Here is a 22630-nt window from a genome sequence, read left to right on the forward strand (position 1 = left end):
GGCGAGCCAAGCGCGAATCCGTACATTCGGTGTAATTCTCGCCCAGTGGGTACGAGTATGGGTATGAGCACTGGAAATCCCGACCCTGATCCGCGCAACACACCCGGCCTGGACTCCGGAGGAGGCGTCCCTGTCGGCGACACACCTCCGGCCGAAGGCAGCACATCCGAGGCGGGGCCGAGGAACGAACCACCCAGGGGATGGGCGAAGGGGCCTCTCATCGCCATCCTCGTCCTGGCGGTGGTGGTAGCGGCCTTCTTCCTCGTCTACGCCATCCTCATCTGAGAGGCACTGCCACTGACCGTGTGACCGTGTGACCGGAGGGCGGCGGGGTGGCCGGTGTCAGGGCCGGTACCGCAGGGGATGATCGGCTGGTACCTCGGTGAGCACGATCCGGTGACCGTCAGGATCGGCGATCCACATCTCGATGAGGCCCCAGGGTTCCCGCAGGGGTGGCCGCAGCACCTCCACCCCTTGGCCCGCCAGCTCCCGGTGAGCCGCCTCGCAGTCGTCCACCTGCATCCAGAGGCGTATGTTCCCAGTCGGTGGGTCGTCCGCACGGTTCGACTTCCCGGACAGTTCAAGGAAGCCCCCGCCGAGAAAGTAGACGGTTCCCCTCTCCTGGCCGGTGCCGAACTCGCGGTACACGGCCAGACCAAGGGCGTTTCCGTAGAAGTCACGGGATGCCTGCGGGTCACGGGGACGCAGCAGCACCCGGCTGCTCAGTACTTGCACCATGAACACGACCCTACGCCGGTCTCCTGCCATCGGTGCGGAGTTCCCCACCCGGCGCGTGAGTCCTCGGGTCAGAGGACCTGGCCACAGATGAGATTCCAGCGTTCGCTGCGCCCGCTGAGCTCGGTGAGGGTCAGGGGCGCCACGTCGAGGCGCCAGAACGCCGCCGGGGGCAGACCGAGCCCGTGAACGACCGCGGCCCGTACGGCAGCCGGCTCCACCACAGCGAGTACCCGGCCGCCGCCTTGCCCCAGACCGTCGAGCCATCCACCGACCCGGGCGGAGAAGCCGGTCAGCGACTCGCCGCCGTGCGGGGCGGCATCCGGGTCGGCCAGCCAGGCGGCCACGCCCTCCGGCTCGCTCCCGCTCACTTCGGACAGGCGCTTCCCGGCCCAGCGTCCCATGTCCCAGTCGGCAAGGGCGGGTTCGCAGACGGGGCGGAGCCCTAGTGCCTCGGCGGTCCGGAGGCAGCGCGTGGAGCTGCCGCTCAGGAAGAGATCCGCGTCGGGCACGCGGTCCGCGGCAGCTCGTGCCCGGCGTGTTCCGGCCTCGTCGAGGGGCGAGTGGAGGGGGGCGCCGGGAGGTGCGCCGGGGGGTGCGTCACTGCCGAACCTGGCCTCCCGCATGGCTGAGTTCATCGCAGGCGCGATCAACATCACCCGTACCGTCACAGTGTTCCCCACTCCGCGCCTCACTCCCTGTCCCACTGCTCCATGCCCCTCTCCGGCCTCCGGCCCGCACGGCATGCGACGTGGGGTGCCGGAGTCCGCCGGTCTGCCGATTGCACCATGGCGGTGCCCAGTCGCAGACGGTATGGTCACGATCACCATGACGAGGGTGGGACGGAAGCCGGTGAGAATCCGGCACGGTCGCGCCACTGTGAACTCGTACCCGTACCTGTGCGAGAAGTCAGACCCGGCACCGTCGTCTTAGGCACCACGATCGGGACGCGTGTTCCCACAGGAGGTTCTGCCATGGCTCAGTCCGCTGCCACCACCACCGCCGTACCGGCCATCACCCCCATCTCCCTGAGGACGCTCGCCCCTTGGGCGGCGTTCTTCGGCATTCTCATGCTCGTCCTGCTGTACTTCGCCGGTGCCGAGCAGGGGGCCATCTCCGTGATCGCCGGCGAGGGCGTGCACGAGTGGGTCCACGACGGCCGACACCTGCTCGGTTTCCCCTGCCACTGAGAAACCGATAAGCAGGGGACGATCTCGTGAACTCCATATCTGTCAGAGCTCTGCTCGTACGCGGGATGCTGGCGGGCCTCGCGGCGGGCGCGCTCGCTCTCGTCGTCGCCTATTTCCTCGGCGAGTCCCAAGTGGACGCCGCTATCGCCCTGGAAGCGGCTCACCACCATGACCACGGTGGCGGCGAGGAGCTCGTCAGCCGCACGATGCAGGCCACCGGCGGACTCGCCACCGGCATCCTGGTGTTCGGTGTGGCGGTGGGCGGCATCGCCGCGCTCGTGTTCTGTTACGCGCTCGGCCGCATCGGCGCCTTCGGCCCACGGGCCACAGCCGCTCTGGTCGCAGGCGCCGCTCTGTTGACGGTGTACGTCGTGCCGTTCCTGAAGTATCCGGCGAACCCGCCGGCAGTCGGCGATCCCGGCACCATCGGCCGACGCACCGCTCTGTTCTTCCTGCTCGTGGTGTTGAGCGTGTTGCTGGCCGTCGCCGCCGTGATTCTCGGCAGGCGGCTCGCGCCTCGTCTGGGCAACTGGAACGCGTCGATCGCCGGGTTCGCGGGCTTCGTACTCGTCATCGGGGTGGCGTACGCGTTCCTGCCGTCGTTCAACGAGGTGGGCAAGGACTTCCCGGCCACGCTGCTCTGGCAGTTCCGGCTTTCCACGCTCGCCATCCAGGCCACGCTGTGGGCCGGCTTCGGCCTCGTCTTCGGGTACCTGGCCGAACGCCTGCTGGAACCGGGGGCGGGCCGCCCGGCCACGGGCAACAGCGGGGTGACCTCCCCGGCGGAGAGGGCGATGCGCTGACGGATGCCGCGCGCGACCGGCCCGCCGGTAACCCGGCGGGCCGCCCTTCCCGGTACAGGTCCGGACAGCTTCTGGTCGTCCTCGCGGGTCCAGCCGATCACGTAGTGACGCAGCTGCTCGTCCGCACGGACGAGCAGCATTCCCGCCGCTGTCATTGACGCGGTGCGACGCGATGTTGTCCCGGTCCGCGTCGCCCTGCACGGAGGCGACACCCTGTGCGCGGGCGAACTCCAGGGCACGGGGCGGACGCATGTGAGTAGCGAGGGTAACGCCGGGCAGTAGCATTGCTACGAAATCGGGGTAGCGTTGCTATGTATTTGGTGTTAGCGTTGCTTCATCAGCATGACGCGAACAGCCGTCCCCTCCATCTGGGAGCAACGTGATGAGTGAGCGAACTGTCCCCGCCTCCCGCAGGGTCGCCGTCGTGACCGGCGGGTCGCGAGGCATCGGCCGTGAGAGTGCCGAACGGCTCGCGACGGACGGATTCTCCGTCGTCGTCAACTACGCGGGCAATCGCACCGAAGCAGAAGCGGCGGTCGCAGCCATCGTCGCCGCAGGCGGCGAGGCGTTCGCGCATCAGGCGGACGTGGCCGACGAAGTCGCCATAGCGGCGCTCTTCGACGCCGCCGAGGAAAGGTTCGGGGAGTGGATGTGGTCGTCCACGCCGCGGGCGTGATGACGCTGGCCCCGCTGGTCGACACGGACCTGGACGCGCTGGACCGGATGCACCGCACCAACATCCGCGGCACGTTCGTGGTGGATCAGCAGGCCGCCCGCCGCCTGCGAGAGGGTGGTGCGATCATCAACTTCTCCAGCTCGGTGCTGTCCCTGTCCCTCCCCGGCTACAGCGCCTACGCCGCCACCAAGGGCGCTGTCGAGGCCATGACGCTCATCCTGGCCCGAGAGCTGCGCGGCCGCGACATCACGGTCAACGCGGTCGCCCCGGGCCCCACCGCGACCGACCTGTTCCTGAAGGGGAAGGACGAGGAGGCCGTGGAGCGGATCGCGGCTCAGGCGCCTCTTGAGCGCTTGGGTACGCCGAAGGACATCGCGGAAGTCATATCCTTCCTCGCCGGGCCTGCCCGCTGGGTCAACGGCCAGGTCGTGCGGGCCAACGGCGGCATCGTATGAACAGGACGTCGACAACCTCTGCGCGGCCCCCGCGACGGTCCCGGCCCGTCCCTCGCCTGTATCGGACTCGGCTCCCCTCCGGCCGCTGTGCCGCCGTCCGCAGTGCGCGGGGCACTGCTTGATAGCGTCCGTCCGATGAGTACACGAGCGCGCATTCTTGAGGTGGCGGCCGAGCTGGTCGCGGTGTCCCCGGACGGCGACGTCTCCACGCGTGCCGTGTGTGAGGCCGCGCAGGTCGGGGCGCCCGCTCTGTACCGGCACTTCGGGGACAAGGAAGGGCTGCTGTCAGCCGTTGTCGACCAGGGCTTCGACGCGTACCTTGCGACGAAGCGAGGGCGCGGCGCATCCACCGACCCGGTGCAGGATCTCCGGGACGGCTGGGACAGCCACGTGGAGTTCGCCCTGCGCAATCCGAATCTGTACCGGCTGATGAACTCGCCCGCGATGCGCACACCGCCGGCCTCGGCGCTGGAGGCGCATCGCATACTCACGCACGACCTGGAGAGGGCGGCCGAGCGCGGCAGACTGCTGGTCGCGCCCGATTTGGCCGCCCAGATGGTCATGTCAGCCAACGTGGGTGTGGCGCTGATGCTGGTGGCGCGGCCGGCGACCTTCTCCGACCCCACGGCATCGAGGCGGGTGCGTGACGCCGTACACGCCGCCGTCCTCACGCCCGAGCCGACCGACGGTGACCCGGCGGAAGCCGTCGCCCCCTCTGTCGCGGTCCCTTCCACCGCCGCCACCCTGAGCGCCCTGCTGAGGCAGTCCCAGGGCGCCGGACTCAGCACGGCGGAGGCGGCGCTGATGACGGAATGGCTCGACCGTGTCTCCAACACGCGTTCAGCCCCGGAGCCGGAGCCCCGGACCTGACCTGAACCGCGCTGTGGGGTACCCGTTATGGGGTGTCGGGGGGCGAGGAAGGTGGGTAGTTGGAAGTGCCCTGCTGGAGGGCGAGTTCTCTCGGGAGCAGGCGAACACTCGGGAGCGGGAGATCTACCGCCGTAATCCGCGGCAGGTCGTTTCCGGCCTTCGGGCATGGTTCGGTGATTGCCCGGAGATCTCCTGGAACCTGCCGACCGGCAGATTCTCGCCGAACAGGGTGTGCACCCCGGGGCTGGGGCGTAGGGGGCATTTTCGGGCGTAGTAGTGTGCTGATGCAGAGTCACGACGTGTGTGAGGACCGGGAGTTGGTATGCCGCGCTTGGAAGCGGTGAGCAAGCGCTACGGCCGGGGGCGGTGGATTCTGCAGGATGTCGATGTGGAGATTCCCGCCGGATCGGTGGTGGCGTTCGCCGGTGGGAACGGATCGGGGAAGTCGACGCTGCTGAGGATGGTGGTCGGTCTCTCGAAGCCCACACGCGGTGCCGTCACCGGCAGGCCGGCCGTGGTCAGCTATGTACCCGACCGCTTCTCGCCCAATGAACGCATGTCGCCCCTCGCGTATCTGACGCACATGGGCCGCATCCGCGGCATGGGCACCCATGCGGCGTCCAGCCGGGCGCACCACCTCCTGGACCGCCTGGCACTCGTCGGCGGCAAGGACGCCGAGCTCCGCACCCTGTCCAAGGGCAATGCCCAGAAGGTGGCGCTGGCTCAGGCCGTACTGGTGCAACCGCAGTTGCTCGTCCTCGACGAACCGTGGTCGGGCCTCGACGCCTCGGCCCACGGAGTGCTGGCCGAGATCATGACCGAGGTGTCCGGGGCGGGCGGTGCGGTGGCCTTCACCGATCACCGGGAGTCGGTGACCAGGGCCCATGCCTCGCAGACGTACACCGTCAAGCAGGGGCGAGTGACGCTGCGCGGGCCGGAAGCCGTCGTTCAGCGGTACGCGGTGACCGCTGTCGCACTGGGGATGCCGGGCCACGGCGGCGTGCCCCAGGAAGTGGAGTGGGGGACGATCGCCGGTGTCCTGTCGGTCGCGGCCCGCGGGCCGGGCGCCCTCCTCGTCGAGGTGGAACAGGACCACGCCGACGCGCTGCTGCTGGTCGCACTCCGCACCGGGTGGTCCGTGGTGGATGTGACGCGCGCCGCGCGAAGCCACCGTGTACAGGACAGCGTGGCGGGAGGGAACGCCCGGTGATCGCGCTGATCCGCTACTCCTTCGCGACTGTCCTGCACACCCAGCGCTATCTCGCGCCCGTCCTTCTCTTCGCCGGTCTGCTGGGGGTGCTGACCGTCAACGGCAGCGGCCCGCTCCCGCCGGCCTACGCCTCATCAGGGGGCGCCCTGTTCATCTGCGCGACCTGGCTGACCATCGCGCTCACCAGCCTCGACGACCCGGCACAGCGATCCATCGTCGTGGTGAGCGCCGGCCGGTCCCTCAAGGTGCTGATCGGGTCGATCAGCACCCTACTGATCAGTTGCCTCGTGCTGATGGTCGTCGGCCTGGTCTTCCCGCTGTGGGTCGGGTCCTACGACGTCCGCGCCGTCGACCTGCTGCTTGGCGTCGAAGCCCAGCTCACCTGCGCCTTCACCGGTGTCGCCATCGGTGTGCTGTGCTCACGGCTGGTCTTCAGACGGCAGGGGTACGCGCTGGTGGCCGCCCTCGGGCTCGTCATGGTGCTCTTGTTCGTGGAGGGCCTGCCGCCGGTCAACCGACTGTTCACCATGATGGCGACGTCCTCGGACTCCGCGGAGCTGCTGGCCCCGGCGGGCGGCATGATGGCCCTGGCCACCGCTCTCCTCGTCGCCGCGGCGGCCGTGACGCAGTATCTCGCCAGTCTCAAGGAATGACGTCGAGGTGCTCACGCCTCAGCCAGAGGTGGAACAACCAGCTCTGTGAGCAGCAACGGCCGGCAAGGCCGCCGAGTTCGTCCGCACCAAGAGCCGGCCCTGGTTCGAGAGCGGCCAGGACACGGCCGTCGAGGACCCGCTGCTCGTGCAGCGCTTCGGTGAACTCGGCCTTCAGGTCAGGGCGGCGGATGCGCTCCTCGTGGCGGCCGCCCGCGCCGTGGAAGCGGCGACGGACGATCTCACCGACAACACCGCGGCCGAGGCGTCCCTCGCGGTGGCCGCGGCGAAGGTTCATTGCGCGACCGCGACCGCGACCGCGGCGGTGGAGGTGGCCGGTGCGCTGTTCGAGGTGGCGGGCACCGCACTGGTGGGCAGCCATCACGAAGTGGCCGAGCGGATCGCGGAGTACCACCGGCTCGGGATCGACGAGTTCATCCTGTCGGGACACCCCCATGTCGAGGAGGCGTACTGGGTCGGCGAGGGTGTGCTGCCGTGCTGGCCGACGCCGGTCTGTGGACCCACCCCGCCGCGCTCACCGGGCAGCCCGACGCCGAGGTGCCCTTCGCCACAGGGTTGTCCCGGTGACGTGCTGACACGAGACGGGCTCTGGGCGCGCAGCGTGAACGTGAAGCCGCGGCCGTACGCCTGACGCGTGTCGACGTCCAGCCGTAGTCCGCCGGGAACCGGGCTCACCCGTCGCGCAGACCGTCCGCGTCCGCGGTTCCCGCCACCTCCCCGCCGTCCCACATCGCCGAGCGTCCGTGCCCTGAGTGAGTACGCCCGACGCAGCTGGTCCCGGCGTCCCGCCCAGCGGCCCCGGCTGTGTCGCGCGCGGCGACCGGTGGCTCTGGGCCCCACCCTCCGGCGCTGCGTACGCTGCGGCCATGTCGCCTGTTGGTGTGCGGGGCCCACGGGACCGGGTAACGTCTTTGTCATGGTCTTCCAGGCGCCGATTTACGAGTGAGAGCGTGATGGGCCCCTGCTGACGTCTTCCGACGTCGCCGCCCGTCCCTGCCCACCGATGAATCCGCAGATCACTTCACATCATTACCGGGAGAACCCGTGACCGTGAGCAAGAACATCAACAACCCTGTCGGCATGGGCGGTGGCCAGCGCAAGAAGCTGTCCCGCGCCGAGCGGCAGAACAACGGGCCGCACCGCAACCTCGACCGCCAGGGCGCGGCCGACCAGAAGGCGGAGCTGGTACGCAAGATGCGCGAGAAGGCCGACGCGGCTGACGGCGCCGGGCGGACGGGCGACGACACCGCGCAGAGCTGACGCGCCGCCGCCGCAGGGCGGCACCGCACGACGCAGGGCCGGAACCGCGACGCGCGGTCCCGGCCCTGCTGCCGTATCGGGGCGCAGCTGCCCTTACCGGGGCGGCCGTTCCCGCTCGGCCGCCCGGGGCAGCCGCAGGTTCCTCAGCCCAGTCACCCCGGCGCATCGGTGGGCTGGGAGACGCCTGCGCCGCCACGAGGGTCGGTGCCCCCGATCCACGATTCCCTGAATTCAGGATTCTGTGTACTCTCGGGGAGTGCTGACACTCGCTTCCGACATCGAGGTGCTGGCGCGGTTCGGCCGCGCTCTCGCCGACCCCATCCGCTGCCGCATCCTTCTCGCCCTCCGCCAGGCCCCCGCCTACCCGGCCGACCTCGCCGATATCCTGGGAATCTCCCGTACCCGGCTGTCGAACCACCTGGCCTGCCTGCGCGACTGCGGCCTGGTCGTCACGGTTCCCGACGGCCGACGCACACGCTACGAACTCGCCGACGAACGCCTGGGCCACGCGCTCGACGACCTCCGGACCACCGTCGTCGCCGTCCAGGCGGACAGGACCTGCCCGGACGCGGACGAGGCGGGCTGTTGCTGATGACCGCGATATTCCTCGACCGCGGCCCGGCCCGGCGTGACGCGCTCACCCGGCGCATACGCCTGCTCGTCGCGGCGACCATCACCTACAACGTCGTCGAAGCCGTCGTCGCGATCACCGCGGGCACCCTGGCCTCGTCGACCGCCCTGGTCGGCTTCGGACTCGACTCCGTCATCGAGGTCTCCTCCGCCACAGCCGTCGCCTGGCAGTTCTCCGCCCGTGACCCCGCCGTCCGCGAAGCCCGCGAGCAGCGCACCCTGCGGATCATCGCCGTGTCGTTCTTCGCACTCGCGGCCTACGTAACCGTCGACTCCGTCAGGGCGCTGACCGGCACCGGCGAGGCGGGCCACTCGATTCCCGGCATCATCCTCGCCGCTCTCTCGCTGGCGGTCATGCCGTTCCTGTCGGCAGCCCAGCGCAAGGCCGGTCGTGAACTCGGCTCGGCCTCCGCGGTCGCCGACTCCAAGCAGACCCTGCTGTGCACCTACCTCTCCGGCGTGCTCCTGGCCGGCCTGCTGGCCAACCTGCTGCTCGGTTGGTCCTGGGCCGACCCGATCGCCGCCCTCGTCATCGCCGCCATCGCCGTCAAGGAAGGCCGCGACGCCTGGCAGGGGAAGGGCTGCTGCGCGCCCACCACGCACGCTCCTGCCGCGAGTACCGCAGCAACCTGCGGTCGCGCCAAGGGCTGCGACTGCTGCTGACAACCGTCGCCGATGCCCGCGCCGGGAGCGTCGGCACCGCTCCGTTGAAGATCGGGCGGCAGTGGACACCGGACACACGGGGCCACGGCATCGACTCCGGGCACCACGTGGCCGAAGGGGCTCCAGAAGCGCTCACGTCCTCCCTTGCGGACTTCTTCGCCGGACGGCCCGGGTGAGACCGCCGGAGCAGGGCGTCGGTCCGCCGGAGGACTCCGTGCGTACCGAGTCCCCGTCGTACGCGGGGACGGGCGGTCAGGGTCGCGCGGGCCCGCTCCTCCCGGCGGATGACCACCCCTGCTGACGCAGCCTCTCGAACCCGTCGAGCAGGAGATCAAGCGCGAACTCGAACTCGAACTGGTCGTCACACCCCTGGCCCACCACGGACGCCTCGTCGTGCACCACCGCGCCGGCCAGCTCCCTCACGTACGGATAATCTCCGGCGCCCTCCGTTGGCGTGACCGGCTGAGCCTGGGGGCCGGGGGAGGGTGGAGCGTCGAACAGCTCCTGTGTGAGGCCCATCATGCGGCCGCCCAGAGCGTGCATCACATGGTGCGTCAGGTCGACGGAGAAACCACCGGTCCGGAACATGCCGATCACGGAGTCCATGTACGCGAGCACGACGGGTGTCGGACTGCTGCGCGTCTGGATCACCTGGGCCGCCCAGGGGTGCCCGAGGAGAGCGCGCCGAGCCGAGAGAATCCTGTGGCGAACCGCGCCCTTCCAGTCGGAACCAGGGGCCGGCGGAGCGATCTCGCTCATGACGACATCGACCATGCCGTCCAGGAGCTGTTCCTTGTTCGCCACGTGCTTGTAGAGCGCCATCGGCACCACGCCCAGCTCCTTCGCGAGCTTGCGCATGCTCAGCGCCTCGATCCCGATGCCATCGGCGAACGCGACAGCGGCCCGCAGAACCCGGTCCCTGGTCAGGGGGGTTCGGCGCACCGGCTCCGTCTGTACGGCCATCTCCGCACCAGCTCCCTCGCGTCGTGTCGTATCGGCGCCCCGACTTGACGAGTGTACGTCGTACACCTACCGTGAGCCGAGTGGTGTACGCCGTACACCACTCAATGGGGGGTGGGTTCTGGTGGTACCGATCAGAAGAACCGCGGTCGTCACAGGTGTGCTGTTTCTCGTCACCGAGGCAGCCGCGATCGGCGGCCTCGCGCTGTACGGCCCTGTCCTGCAGGACGCGCACTACGTCGTCGGTCCCGGCGCCGACACACGGGTGTTCCTCGGCGCACTGTTCGAGATCGTCCTGGCGGCGGCCGTCGTCGCCACCGGAGTCGTGCTGTATCCGGTCCTCAGGAAGCAGAACGAGGGGGCCGCGCTGGGCTATGTGTGCGCCCGACTCCTCGAAGCCGCCGTCATCATCGTCGGCGTCATCAGCGTTCTGTCGGTCGTGACACTGCGCGGCGAGTTCAAGGGAGCGGCGGACAGCGACACCGCCTCACTGCTCACAGCCGCCAGGACGCTGGTGGCCGTCCATGACTGGACGTTCCTCATGGGCCCCAACTTCATCCTGGGCGCGAACTCCCTCGTACTCGCGTGGCTGATGTATCGCTCAGGGCTCGTCCCACGGTTCATCGCCGTGCTGGGGCTGGTGGGGGGCGCGTTGATCTGCGTCTCCGCGACCGGAGTGATGTTCGGGCTGTACGAGCAGGTCTCCGTGGGGGGCGCGCTCGCGGCGATCCCCGTGTTCGCGTGGGAAGTGAGCCTCGCCGCCTGGCTCATCATCAAGGGGTTCACACCGGTCGCCCTTCTTGACGAGGCCGGCGACGAGAAGCGGCTTGCCACCTCGTAGCCGGGCCCGCGCCCGGTGTCGGAGCCGCCAGGACGCCGTGCGCTCCACGGCCATCGAGAGCGCCCCGTGGCCGGTGGCCGGGGCCGGTGACACCCGCGGCACCGTCAGGGCCCGCTTGTACGCGCCCGGGCCCGGACATCCCGCGCCACCGGTTACCCGCTCGGCTGAGGCGGCGCCTCCCCGGCCCCAACCCTCCCGCGTGAGGGTTCTCCGTGCGACGGCCACCACCCCGCCCCGCCCCCTCGCGCCGCGTGAGCGGGGCGAGTTCGTAGCACTGCGTCAACCCGCCACCACACAGCGTCCAAAAGCTCTAGTGTACGGACGTGCCGTGCTGCTCATCGCAGCCATCTGAGGAGGCTTCTTGTGTCATCGCCTTGCGACCCCCAGCACTCTCCCGCCGGCGATGTGGGTGCAGCGCTTCTGATGATCGACTCCCGGTTGAAAGGAATCCATGACGGCAGGACCGAGACCGATCCCGAAACACAGGCGCTGGTCGAGCAGTTCACCGCCTCAATGGGTCCTGACGGGGCCGATGACCTGCTGGACGGCGCGTGCACTCTCATCTACATGTTCATGACCTGGCTGCGTAAGGCCCACGAGGCCCACGACAAGGACGTCATCGAGTACGTGGTGCCCAATCTCGTGGCGACCTTGCGCATGATGCCCAAGAGTGTCCGCCCTGAGGCCATTCCCACCATGGCCGGCCTGGTCATCGCGGCCGGAACCGGCCTCAGTCCCAACCTGTGGCGCAAACAGTACGGAGACTGGACCGAGGTGGAGTTGAACCCCCTGGAAGCCACCGCGTTCCTGCTCGCGGAGCACATCAATCGCATCACCGACGACCCCGACTTCGCCACGCGCGTCATCACCGATGCGCTGTCCAGTGCGGACGAGGACTGACGTGACCTGCCGTCTCCTCAGCGGCTCCTGGTGATGCTCGCCAGGCCGTGAGGTGTCCGGGGTGTCCGGTCCTGGGCTTCGGTCCCGGGGCCGTTCATCCTCGACTGCCGCCCGGTGCCGTTCCGGGGCGCCGGTCTCCGTCGACGTTCGACGTGCTGTATTCCGTACGCCGCCTGGCGCTCGTCATCGCCGCCTGATCGGGGGGCCGGAGGGCGGCCCGTCTTTCCATCGTTGAAAATTTTTCGCGCACGACCGTAGTCAGCTGTTTGAAGCTGTGGCTCAATGTTCGTCTATGTGCTGTGCCTCGCGGGTCGAGGCACTCCGGCTTCTTCGATGAGGACGACGCCTTGCGACGACAACCAGCCCGCTCCCGCACCTTGTTCAGGACCATCGCCTGTACGGCAGCGCTGCTGCTCCCCCTCGGCGCCACGCTGATACCGGCTGCCGCCGCGGCCCCCGCCTTCGCCCCCGCCTCCTCCTCCGCCTTCGTGACGGAGGAGCCCTCCGTCGAGGTGAACGGCCTCAAGGGCGAGTACTTCGCCATGTCCGCCCCGGGCGCTCGCGACTTCGCCGAGCTGGGCGGTACGACACTTGACCCGGAGATCAACTTCCCCGCTCTGACCGGCGCGTTCGAGACCGCCACCGGCAGGTCGGAGCACACCACCGCTCGATGGACCGGACAGATCGAGGCCCCCGCCACGGGGGAGTACACCTTCGCCGCCATCGGCGACAACGGCTTCCGTCTCTTCATCGACGACAAGCCCGTCATCGACCACTGGGTCCCCGACTGGGACAGGGAGCAGACCAGCCGGCCGGTCGCGCTGAACGCCGGTGAACCGCATGAGTTCCGGCTGGAGATGTTCCAGGACATCGGCGGGGCCAACATGTTCCTGCGCTGGTCGGGCCCCGGGCTCGCCAAGCAGATCGTGCCGGAGTCCGCCTTCACCCCGCCGGCCGACTTCGAGGTCTACCCCGTCGCGCTGACCGTCGCGGAGGACGGCCGGAAGGTGCAGGCGACCTTCGAGGACGAGCTGGCGGACGTCGAGGGCGTGCAGGACCACCTCGTGATCGAGGCGGACACCACGCCCATGCCGGTCACGTCGGTCGCCAGGGCGTCCGACGACCCCCGGGCGCTGGTCGTCACCCTTGCCGAACCCATCCAGAAGAACCAGCAGGTCCGGGTGGCGTACGACGGTGAGGGCGGCCTGAAGAACGGCGACGAGACCGTCCCCGAGATCAGCCGCAGGGCCAAGAACCTCTCCACGCAGCGGCTTCTCACCCCGTGGGGCGAGAAGCTCGACAGGCAGAACCCACTGCCCGAGTACCCCCGCCCGCAGCAGGTGCGCGACCGGTGGAAGAACCTCAACGGACCGTGGGAGTTCGCCGGGGCCGCCGCGGGTGAGCAGCCGGTCTTCGGCCGGTCGCTCGACGAGCGCATCACCGTGCCGTTCCCCGTCGAGTCGCAGCTGTCGGGTCTCGAGCGCCACGAAGACCACATGTTCTACCGCAAGCTCGTCACGGTTCCCAAGAACTGGTCGGTCGGCAAGGAGGGCGACAACGCCAAGCGCCTGAAGCTGCACTTCGGCGCCGTCGACTACCACGCCCGCGTGTGGGTGAACGGCCGGCAGGTCGCCGAGCACACCGGCGGATACACCGCCTTCAGCGCCGACATCACCGACGCGGTCAAGGGCGACGGCCCCCAGGAGATCGTCGTCGCGGTCACCGACACCACCGGACGCGACCAGCCCACGGGCAAGCAGTCGAGCAACCCCGGCGGCATCTTCTACACCGCGTCCTCCGGCATCTGGCAGACCGTGTGGATGGAGCCCGTCGCCCCGGTCGCGGTCGACTCCCTCAAGACCACGCCCGACATCGACAAGGGACGGCTGGCTCTGACGGTCAACTCCGAGGGCGCGACCGGGTCCGCCCGGATCACCGCCGTCGCGCGTGACAGGAACGGCGAGGTCGTCGGCCGGGTCACCGGGCCGGCCAACCGTCAACTGAGCCTGCCGGTCGCCAGGCAGCACCTGTGGACGCCGGACAACCCCTATCTCTACGACCTGGACGTCACTTTGCGCGACGGCAGGTCGAAGGATGCTGTCGGCAGCTACTTCGGGATGCGGTCCTTCGGCGTCGAGAAGGTCGGCGGTTACCCGAAGCTGGTGCTCAACGGGAAGCCGTTCTTCTCCCTCGCCCAGCTCGACCAGGGCTTCTACCCCGACGGGCTCAACACGCCGCCCAGCGACGCCGCTCTCGTCTTCGACCTGAAGACCCAGAAGGACCTGGGATTCAACGCCGTACGCAAGCACATCAAGGTCGAGCCCGCCCGCTGGTACCACCACGCCGACCGGCTGGGTCTGCTGGTGTGGCAGGACTTCGTCTCCGGTGACCTCGCGGGGGAGGAGGGCCACAAGGCGTTCGTCGACCAGGGCGCCGAGATGATGGAGCAGCTGCACAACCACCCCTCGATCGGCGGATGGATCGTCTTCAACGAGGGCTGGGGCGAATGGGACCGCACCGAGACCGGGCGGATCGCCGAGTCCGTCCAGGCCGCCGACCCCTCGCGGGTCGTCAACGCCCACAGCGGTGTCAACTGCTGCAACTCCAAGGGCGACAGCGGCAAGGGTGACATCATCGACCACCACGACTACAACAACACCGACGCCCCCTTCCCGGACCACCGGGCCGCGATGGACGGGGAGCACGGCGGCTTCACCCTCCGTACCCCCGGACACATGTGGCCGGGCGCCCCGACTGCGATCTACAGCGGCGTCGCCGACAAGGCGGCCCTCACCGCCAAGTACGTCGAGAACACCCGTACGCACTACCTGGAAGCGGCCGGCGCCGAGCTCTCCGGGTCCGTCTACACCCAGGTGACCGACCTGGAGAACGAGCTCAACGGGCTCTGGACGTACGACCGCCGGGAGATCAAGGTCGACCAGGCGCAGGTGCGTGCGATCAACGAAGAGGTGATCGCGGCGGGTGCCGCCGCCGGTGAGAGGGGCGCGGTCAAGGGCGGCGGTGCCTGGTCCCTTGACGAGAACCAGGGCACCACGGCGGCTGACAGCGGGCCCAATCGCAAGGACCTCACCCTCGCCGGGGGCGCGTCATGGACGAGGGGCGTGCACGGCTCCGCCCTCGGGTTCGACGGTGCGGGGCAGTACGCAGAGACGAGCGGCCCGGTGGTCGACACCACCGGTGACTACACCGTGTCCGCCTGGGCGTCCCTGGCCGCGCTTCCGGACAACTACGCCACCGTCGTGAGTCAGGACGGCCGCCGCACGGAGAATCCGTTCTACCTCCAGTACGGCCAGGGCGCGTTCGCCTTCTCCACGCCCGGCGGCAACCGTGCCCGGTTCGAGGTGACGCCCGCGACCGGCCGGTGGTACCACCTCGTCGGCGTGCGCAGCGGCGACCGCATCAAGCTGTACGTCGACGGCGAGCTCGCGGCCACCGCCGCCGCCGGGGCGCCGACGTCAGCACCGGCCCGCTCTCCGTGGGCCGCGCCAAGTGGTCGGGTGGCGACACCGACTTCTGGAACGGCTCCATCGACCAGGTGCGGGTGTACGACAAGGCGCTGACCGACCAGGAGGTGACCGCCCTCCACGCCGGCGAGAAGCCGTAGGGCTCAGGCCCACCCATCGCTCCCGGCGGTGCGCGACAGGTCCGCGCTGCCGGGAGTCCGGCCTGTCATACGGGGGAGAGGGCGCCCCCGGTGCTCTCCCTGACCACCAGCCGGTGCGGGACCACGATCCGGCGGGCGGGCAGTGTGCCGAGCCTGCCGAGTACCCGTTCGCTCAGGCACTGCACCGCGCGCTCGGCGATCTGCTCAGCGTCCGGGGCGACCGTCGTCAGCGAGGGGGAGGCGAAACGGCCGTCCTCGATGTCGTCGAACCCCATCAGCGCCACGTCCCCCGGAACCCGCAGCCCGTGCTCGGCCGTCACGCGCAGCGCTCCGAGGGCGAGTTCGTCGCTGAAGCAGAAGACCGCGTCCGGGGGTTCGGGCAGCCGGAGCAGTGCGCGCATGGCCCTGGCCCCTTCGGACCGGTGCAGATCGGCCACCTCCACCTCGGCGGCCGGGGTGAGCCCCGCTTCACCGAGCCCCTGGCGGAAGCCTTCGGCCCGCTGCTCGGCCGTACCGTGCCGGAGCCGGGGCTGAAGGCCGACGGCCGCGATGCGCCGCCGGCCGAGCGACGTCAGATGGCGGGCGGCGGCCCGGGCCGCCTCGACGTTGTCGAGCGCGACGTGGTCGATGGTTCCGTGCGGGTCCAGCTCCCCGAGAACGACCAGGGGCAGACCCCGCGCGAGCGAGGCCAGCTCGGCCGGGGGTGTCGACCACGGGCTGACGATCATTCCGTCCACCCGGTGGCCCTCCGAGCCGTCGAGCAGGCGCCGTTCCAGCACCGGCCGCCCTCCGGTCCGGTCCAGCAGGACGGTCCAGCCCCGTTCCTGCGCCGCGTCGATGAGGAGACCCGCCAGTGCGCCGAAGTAGGGGAGTGGATCTCGGGCACCACGACTCCGATGAGGCCGGTACGGCCCTGCCGGAGGTTGCGGGCGGCGAGGTTGGGGCGGTATCCCAGCTCCTCCACCGCCGCCATCACCCGGGCGCGTGTCGCGGGGGCGACGGCCGCGGCGTTGCTCACGACATTGGAGACGGTCCTGACGGACACACCGGCGAGCACGGCGACATCCTTGAGTCTCGCTGCCACGGCCGGTGCGCCCCCGTCGTCTCCACCAGGCGGGCCCGGCTGTCTGCCGCGCCCCTTCGGAGGTGACCGTAACAGCTGGTGCGGAGGGAGACCGCGCCATCCTCTTGCCACGTTGGTTGCAACGTTGCAAACTGTTCGTCGACGGGCGCGCGGCCCACCAGAACCGGCCGCTGCGGGCCTGGCCGGCCGTCGTGTTCCGTACCGAGGGAAAGGGCCCAGACATGCATGAACCGGCGACCGCCTCCACCGCCGCCCCCGCTCCCGGCGCCCTCGTCGAAACGGCCGTCGGCGACCTCCACACGGCAGGTGTCACCGCCTGCCGGGGAGCCTTCCCGCCGCAGTGGGCGGATGTGCTGCGCGAGGACATCGAAGCCGCCTTCGCCGAGGCGCGCGGCCGTGAGGGCGGAGCGGTGAGCCGGGGCCCGCACAGGTACTACGTCGAGATCCACCCCGAGCAGCTGCGGGGCTTCGTGGAGCTCGTGGAGCACCCCTGGGTGCGCGCGGTGTGCGAGGCCGTCCTCGGGCCCGACTACCGCATCGTCGAGCTCGGGTTCGACGTGCCGCTGGCCGGGGCGGTCGACCAGCCCTGGCACCGGGACTTCCCGATGCCGGACGCCACCCGCCACCAACGCCGGCTCACCTCGCTCGCGTTCAACGTCACCGCCGTCGACACGCGCGAGGACATGGGGCCCTTCGAGATCGCGCCGGGCACCCAGTGGGACGACGACGCCCGCTTCGGACACCGGATGTTCCCGCCCCGCGACACCTACCCGCGCTACGCGGGGCTCGCCGAGCGGAAGTACCCGCGGCGCGGGGACGTCTCGGCGCGCTCGGCCCTCACCATCCACCGGGGCACGGCCAACCACTCGCCCGACTCGCGGCCCGTGCTGGTCCTCGGTGTCGACGCTCCCGGCGCGGGCAACGACGCACACCACGACATGGCGGTGACCCGCGCGTACTGGGCCTCGCTGCCCGGCCGGGTCCGGGCGCACCTGCACTGCCCCGTCGTGGAGGAACTCACGCCCATCGTCCAGAAGCACACCATCGAGGGCCTGGTGATGGGGGACGTCTGAGGCCGGTGCGGGCGGTGCTGCCCGTACGGGTCGTGAGGGAGCCCGGCGTCGGCCGGACGGGGCCGACGCCGGGCTCGGGGCTCACCTCAGGGAGCCCAGGGAGCGTCCACCGCCCAGGTGGTGTCCTCGGTGAAGGTGGCCGGGTTGTCCCACGCGTGGGAGCCGCCCGGAGTGGCCAGCCACACCTCGGACCCGATGTGGCGCAGATAGCTGCCGGGCAGATTGGCACTGGTCAGCCGCACTCCACCGGTGCCCGCGACCGCGCACCAGGTGGCGTCCGCCCGGAACAGCGCCGAGCCGTCGTCCGCGTCGCGCCGGACCCGGAAGTCCTGGTGCCTGAGGTACTCACCGGGGTAGTTGCGGGATTCGAGCGAGTAGCAGTTGCTGTTCGCCAGACCGGTCACGACCTTCCAGGTGGCGTCGTTCTTGAGGAGTGCGCCGCTGGCGCCGTCCACGACCGCGGTGTACGCCAGTTCCTGCTGGTGGCGCAGGTACTTGTTCGTGTGCCCAGGCGTGGTGACCCGCAGGGACGTGTTCTGGCCGGTGGGCAGGGTGGCCGGTGGTGCGGGAGTCCGGGACGCCTGGATGAGCGCCTGGTTGGCGGCCTTGACCCGGGCCGTGTCCACCTTGACCACCTGGCGGTCGTAGGTGAGCAGCCCGTTCGCCTCGTTCTCCACATCCGTGATCTCCGTGTACACGGAGGCCGAGAGACCGGCCGGCATCTGACCGATGCGGATGCTGTCCAGGAGCCCGGTGAAGCGGTTGTTCAGGGCGGAGACGCTCGCCTGGTCCTCGTAGCTGAAGCCGCCGCCCGGGTACCACTCGTGGCCCGGAACCCGGTACCCCAGCCCGCCGAACTCACCGAGGACGGCGGCCCTGGTCGCGGTCGGCGCGGTGTTGCCGGGGCCCACGTAGATGTGGTTGTCGACCACGTCACCGTTGCCGCCGTCCACGGAACCGCAGCAGTTGACCCCGCTCATGTTGTTGACCAGCCGGGACGGGTCGTACGCCTTCACCTCGTCGGCGATCCGAGCCTGGTCGTACTGGCCCCAGCCCTCGTTCTGGTTGACCCACATGACCACGGATGGCGAACTGCGGTGCTGGTCGATGATCGCGTGGTACTCGGCCTCCCACTGGGCGCGCGCGGCGGTGTCGGGTGACTTGCCGGTGTCCATCGACGGCATGTCCTGCCACACCAGGAGCCCCAGCTTGTCCGCCCAGTAGAACCAGCGCTGCGGTTCGACCTTGATGTGTTTGCGGACCATGTTGAAGCCGAGGTCCTTGTGCGCCTGGAGATCCGATCTGAGGGCCGCGTCGGTGGGCGCCGTGTAGATGCCGTCCGGCCAGTAGCCCTGGTCGAGCGTGCCGCTCTGGAAGACGAACTTCCCGTTGAGGACCGGGCGCTGGATACCGCCGACCTTCGCGAGGCCGACCGACCGCATGCCCGTGTAACTGCCCACGGTGTCCACCACGGACGCCTGGTCGAGCAGTTCGGCGCGTACGTCGTACAGGAACGGGTCCTCCGGGCTCCACAGCCGGGCTCCGGGCACCGGCACGGTGATCACCGTGCCGGGGGGTCCGGTCGCCGTACCGACCACCGTGCCACCGCTGGAGACCGTGACCCGGGCGGTCCGGCCGCTGCCGGATGCCGCCCGGACCGTCACCCGCAGCGTGCCGGCGGTCAGGTCCGGCACCATGTCCAGGCGGGTGATGTGCGACGCGGCGACGGGTTCCAGCCAGACCGTCTGCCAGATGCCGGACGCGGCGGTGTAGAAGATCCCGCCGCCCGGATGCGGGTTCACGTCGTTGATCCGCTGCTTGCCCACCGCCTGGCCGCCGGTCTGGGTGGGGTCGTACACCGAGACCACGACGGTGTTCGTACCACCGTTCAGCCGGGGCGTGATGTCGTACGCGAACGAGTCGAAGCCGCCCTTGTGGGCGCCGACCTGGGTGCCGTTGACCCAGACGGTGCTCTGCCAGTCGGAGGCGCCGAAGTTGAGCACGACCCGGCGGCCGTTCCACTCCGCGGGCACGGTGAAGGTCCGCTTGTACCAGAGCTTGTCGTTCTCGGTGATCCTGCGCTTGATCCCGGAGAGCGCGGACTCCGCGACGAACGGCACCCTGATCTGCTCGGTGAACGCGGCGGGCTGCCCCGCGTCGCGGCCGGTCACCGCGAAGTCCCAGATGCCGTTGAGGTTGGCCCAGTCCGGGCGGGTGAGCTGCGGGCGCGGGTACTCCGGAAGAGGTTTGTCCACGGGGACCTGGGCGGTCCACGGGGTGGTCATGGGTGAGGGCTTCGGCGTCCAGGCCGCGGGCGCGGCATGGGAGGAGGGCGCGCCGGCACCGACCAGCGCGGTCGCGACGAGGGCCAGCAGGCCCGTGCCGGCGGTCAGACGTCTCCACCACGGCCTGGGGCCGGGCACACGTAAGGGGTTCATCTCTCTCCTTCTCGTCGGGGAGCGGGGGGATCAGAGGAGTCGCCAGAGGTGGTCGGCGGTGCCGTTGTCGTCGTACTGCACGACGTGGGCGCTGTCGGCGGTGGACATGAGGTCGACGCCGAGGACCTTGCCGGAGTGGCGGTTGCGGATGCGGTACCAGCCGCCGCCGTCCGGCACGAGCTGCCACAGGTGGTCGGCGGTGTCGTTGTCGTCGTACTGCACGACGTGGGCGCTGTTGGCGGTGGACATGAGGTCGACGCCGAGGACCTTGCCGGAGTGGCGGTTGCGGATGCGGTACCAGCTGTCGCCGTTGGCCACCAGCCGCCACAGGTGGTCGGCCGTTCCGGTGTCGCCGAACTGGACGACGTGGGCGCTGTTCGCGGTGGACATGAGGTCGACGCCGAGCACCTTGCCCGAGTGCCGGTTGCCGATCCGGTACCAGCGGTCCGCGAGCCACCGCGCGGCGTCGGGGCTCACGGTCGGGAACGACGTGATCCGCAGCCGCGCCGCACCCATCGGGACGAGCGTGACGTCCTCGACCGGCTCGGCGCTGCCCGCCGGACTCGGCCGCAGGGGCGCCACCACGTGCTCGTCGTCGGCGGTCCACTCGGGAATGCGGCGGGCGCGGGCGGTCATGACGAGCGGGGTGTTCTCCAGGGTGAAGGGGTTGCCTTCGACGGCGCGGCCGGTGGAGCGCGGGCGCAGCGAGGCGGCCTGCTGGGTGCTGTCCAGCACGAGACCGTAGTTCCACGGCGTGGTGGCGTGTACGGCGTACTCCGGGAACCGGTCGCTGCCGCCGATGCGCTCGTACGCCTCCCCGATGCGCAGGGAGTACGTGAGCGGCCCGTGGTCGACGCTGACCGAGCCGTGGTTGTCCGCCCAGGTGCGCACGGTGGTGTGCTGCGGGAGGCGCAGGGTGACCTTGTCGCCGTGCGACCACGTCCGTGCGATCCGGGTGAAGGCGGGACCTGCCGGGGCGGTGACCTGCTGCCCGTTCACCCGGATCTCCGGTGCTGTGCACCAGGCGGGGACACGCAGCACCAGGGGGAAGCTCAGCCGTTTCGGGGTGCTGAGGGTGAGGGTGACCGTGTCCGTGAACGGGTAGCCGGTCTCCTCCGTGAAGGTGACCTGCGTGCCGTCCGCGACCTTCGCGGTGACCTCGCAGGGCGCGTACATCGCGGCGGCCAGCCCGCCGTCCGGGGTGGCGAGCCAGAGCTCCTCGACGAAGTACGGCCAGCCCATGCCGTAGTTGTGCGGGCAGCAGCGGTACTGGTCGACACCTTGGAGGTACGCCTGCATCGCGAAGCCGTTCTGGAACTGCCGGTCGCGCTTGGGCGCGTTGTCCAGGTCGACGCTGTTCGCACTCGTGATGTAGTGGACCGCCTTCCCCGAGGGGTCGAGCGAGGCGGGCAGCGAGTTGAACGCCAGCTCCTCGCAGCGGTCGGCCCACAGGGGGTCGCCCGTGATCCGGGTGAGCAGCTGGTGGCTCGCCATGAACTCGACGATCCCGCAGGTCTCGAAACCCTGCCGGGGATCGCCGTGCCCGGGACGCGCGTTCTCGTCCCCGGCGAAACCGCCGCCGGGGAACTGCCCGTAGCGCTCCATGGCCTTGGCGTACGTTCCGTACGTGTCCCGTACGTCCTGTGGCGAGCCGCTGCGCAGGGCGTACTGCGCGGGCTCACGGAACCCCTGCGCGATGTTGACGTTGTGCGGGTTGACCAGGTTGTCGCCCCAGTCGGCGCCGTACCGGTGGATGGTGTCGGCGAGGTCGAGCAGGAAGGTGTCTCCGGTGCGGTTGAACAGCCAGAAGACGCTGTCGAGCCCGTCGCCCCAGCGCAGCGCGATCCAGCTGGTGTTGAACGCTCCCGGGCCCTGGGCGTTCATGTAGCGGAAGAACCTGCTGAGGAAGGGGATGATCCGGGTGTCGCCGCTGTACTCCTGCCAGGAGCGCAGGGCCTGTAGCAGGGGCAGGAAGGGCCAGAAGTCGGGGCCCCCGTTGAGGGAGGTCCGCAGGGACCTCGGGCCGAAGAAGCCGTCGGCCTGCTGGGTGGCGAGGACGGCGTCGATCCAGCGGCGGGTGGCCGCCAGGGCGGTCGCGTCACCGGTGACGATCGCCAGGTCGGCGTATCCGCGCAGCCAGTAGGGGACCTCCTCCCAGCCTCCACGCTCGGGGTGGACCCAGCCGGACGTGTCGAAGTCGAGGAAGTGCGATAACTCCTCGTACCGGCCGCAGAGCCCGTCCAGCTGAAGGCGGAGCTGACCTGCGAGCCAGCCCCGGGCCTTGACCCGGCCGGGCGGCAGCTTCAGGAACGCCGTGGGGTGCAGGGGGCGGCGTTGGGGGCGTAGTGGCCGCCGGGGGCGGCGGCGGCCAGCCCCTCGGCGGCGGTCGCGGTGGTGGTCCAGCGGCCGGTCGCGGTGGCCGCCGCTGCGGTGACCAGGGCGCCGGTCATGAGTTGTCTGCGGTTCAGGGACATCGTTGGGCTCCGCATCTGCTGTGCCGGGCAGGGAAGGCGACCGGACCGCGGCCGGGCCGGTGGCTGGGGACG

The 22630-nt window shown here is 70.1% G+C and carries 16 protein-coding genes and 5 pseudogenes; 15 read left to right on the forward strand and 6 right to left on the reverse strand.

The genetic code is table 11. The features are described 5' to 3' along the window. Positions 1 to 63: 63 nt before the first annotated feature. On the forward strand, positions 64 to 285 hold the full coding sequence (locus tag Sfulv_RS26740) for a DUF6480 family protein (RefSeq protein WP_173317020.1): 222 nt from the start codon (positions 64 to 66) through the stop codon (positions 283 to 285). A gap of 57 nt (positions 286 to 342) precedes the next feature. Here Sfulv_RS26740 and Sfulv_RS26745 read toward each other — a convergent pair whose 3' ends face one another. Together Sfulv_RS26745 and Sfulv_RS26750 are read right to left on the reverse strand one after the other, a co-directional pair. Next, positions 343 to 738 (reverse strand): VOC family protein, encoded by a 396-nt coding sequence (locus tag Sfulv_RS26745; RefSeq protein ID WP_173317021.1) that lies wholly within the window; start codon positions 736 to 738, stop codon positions 343 to 345. Between the two features lie 68 nt (positions 739 to 806). Further along, a complete protein-coding gene (locus Sfulv_RS26750; RefSeq protein ID WP_173318240.1) occupies positions 807 to 1406 on the reverse strand; it encodes a histidine phosphatase family protein in 600 nt (199 codons plus the stop codon). A gap of 303 nt (positions 1407 to 1709) precedes the next feature. On the opposite strand from Sfulv_RS26750, the gene Sfulv_RS26755 reads away from it, so the two are divergent. From Sfulv_RS26755 to Sfulv_RS26800, 10 genes and pseudogenes are all read left to right on the forward strand, one after another. Further along, positions 1710 to 1925, forward strand: a complete 216-nt coding sequence (locus Sfulv_RS26755; RefSeq protein ID WP_173317022.1) for a CbtB domain-containing protein — start codon at positions 1710 to 1712, stop codon at positions 1923 to 1925. A gap of 26 nt (positions 1926 to 1951) precedes the next feature. After that, entirely contained in the window at positions 1952 to 2728 is a 777-nt protein-coding gene (locus Sfulv_RS26760) for a CbtA family protein (RefSeq protein ID WP_173317023.1), read from the forward strand. Between the two features lie 382 nt (positions 2729 to 3110). Further along, a pseudogene (locus Sfulv_RS26765) lies at positions 3111 to 3859 on the forward strand (SDR family oxidoreductase). A gap of 135 nt (positions 3860 to 3994) precedes the next feature. Continuing rightward, entirely contained in the window at positions 3995 to 4729 is a 735-nt protein-coding gene (locus Sfulv_RS26770) for a TetR/AcrR family transcriptional regulator (RefSeq protein ID WP_173317024.1), read from the forward strand. A gap of 322 nt (positions 4730 to 5051) precedes the next feature. Further along, complete coding sequence (locus tag Sfulv_RS26775; RefSeq protein ID WP_173317025.1) at positions 5052 to 5939, forward strand: ATP-binding cassette domain-containing protein; 888 nt, start codon at positions 5052 to 5054, stop codon at positions 5937 to 5939. Then, positions 5936 to 6592, forward strand: coding sequence for a hypothetical protein (locus tag Sfulv_RS26780; RefSeq protein ID WP_173317026.1), 657 nt, complete (start codon positions 5936 to 5938; stop codon positions 6590 to 6592). Before Sfulv_RS26775 ends, Sfulv_RS26780 begins: the two co-directional genes overlap by 4 nt. A 352-nt stretch (positions 6593 to 6944) precedes the next feature. Next, positions 6945 to 7177 (forward strand): annotated as a pseudogene (locus Sfulv_RS31610) (LLM class flavin-dependent oxidoreductase); the annotation flags it as partial. A 477-nt stretch (positions 7178 to 7654) separates the two neighbouring features. Beyond that, complete coding sequence (locus Sfulv_RS26790; protein WP_173317027.1) at positions 7655 to 7870, forward strand: DUF6243 family protein; 216 nt, start codon at positions 7655 to 7657, stop codon at positions 7868 to 7870. Between the two features lie 256 nt (positions 7871 to 8126). Continuing rightward, positions 8127 to 8462 carry an ArsR/SmtB family transcription factor gene (locus Sfulv_RS26795; protein ID WP_173317028.1) on the forward strand — a complete coding sequence of 112 codons (336 nt, stop codon included), beginning with the start codon at positions 8127 to 8129 and terminating at the stop codon, positions 8460 to 8462. After that, a complete protein-coding gene (locus Sfulv_RS26800) occupies positions 8462 to 9163 on the forward strand; it encodes a cation efflux transmembrane domain-containing protein (protein ID WP_173317029.1) in 702 nt (233 codons plus the stop codon). Before Sfulv_RS26795 ends, Sfulv_RS26800 begins: the two co-directional genes overlap by 1 nt. Before the next feature lie 252 nt (positions 9164 to 9415). Here the strand turns inward: Sfulv_RS26800 and Sfulv_RS26805 are convergent, their stop codons facing one another. Next, entirely contained in the window at positions 9416 to 10126 is a 711-nt protein-coding gene (locus Sfulv_RS26805) for a TetR/AcrR family transcriptional regulator (protein WP_173317030.1), read from the reverse strand. A gap of 121 nt (positions 10127 to 10247) precedes the next feature. Here Sfulv_RS26805 and Sfulv_RS26810 point away from each other — a divergent pair, with 121 nt between their 5' ends. The 3 genes and pseudogenes from Sfulv_RS26810 to Sfulv_RS26820 all read left to right on the forward strand — a co-directional run bounded on the left by Sfulv_RS26810 (position 10248) and on the right by Sfulv_RS26820 (position 15489). Beyond that, positions 10248 to 10964, forward strand: coding sequence for a DUF4386 domain-containing protein (locus tag Sfulv_RS26810; protein WP_173317031.1), 717 nt, complete (start codon positions 10248 to 10250; stop codon positions 10962 to 10964). A 363-nt stretch (positions 10965 to 11327) separates the two neighbouring features. Continuing rightward, positions 11328 to 11864, forward strand: coding sequence for a hypothetical protein (locus Sfulv_RS26815; protein ID WP_173317032.1), 537 nt, complete (start codon positions 11328 to 11330; stop codon positions 11862 to 11864). Between the two features lie 347 nt (positions 11865 to 12211). Further along, positions 12212 to 15489: pseudogene (locus Sfulv_RS26820) on the forward strand (LamG-like jellyroll fold domain-containing protein). Between the two features lie 65 nt (positions 15490 to 15554). Here the strand turns inward: Sfulv_RS26820 and Sfulv_RS26825 are convergent. Then, a pseudogene (locus Sfulv_RS26825) lies at positions 15555 to 16573 on the reverse strand (LacI family DNA-binding transcriptional regulator). Positions 16574 to 16794: 221 nt separating this feature from the next. Here Sfulv_RS26825 and Sfulv_RS26830 point away from each other — a divergent pair. Further along, entirely contained in the window at positions 16795 to 17646 is an 852-nt protein-coding gene (locus Sfulv_RS26830) for a phytanoyl-CoA dioxygenase family protein (protein WP_173317033.1), read from the forward strand. Between the two features lie 86 nt (positions 17647 to 17732). On the opposite strand, the gene Sfulv_RS26835 is transcribed toward Sfulv_RS26830, so the two are convergent. After that, positions 17733 to 20084, reverse strand: coding sequence for an AbfB domain-containing protein (locus tag Sfulv_RS26835; RefSeq protein WP_173317034.1), 2352 nt, complete (start codon positions 20082 to 20084; stop codon positions 17733 to 17735). 30 nt (positions 20085 to 20114) lie between these two features. Then, a pseudogene (locus Sfulv_RS26840) lies at positions 20115 to 22558 on the reverse strand (RICIN domain-containing protein). Positions 22559 to 22630 lie beyond the last annotated feature (72 nt).

The sequence above is a fragment of the Streptomyces fulvorobeus genome (assembly GCF_013167895.1).
In the GTDB taxonomy this organism is placed as follows: Bacteria; Actinomycetota; Actinomycetes; order Streptomycetales; family Streptomycetaceae; genus Streptomyces; species Streptomyces fulvorobeus.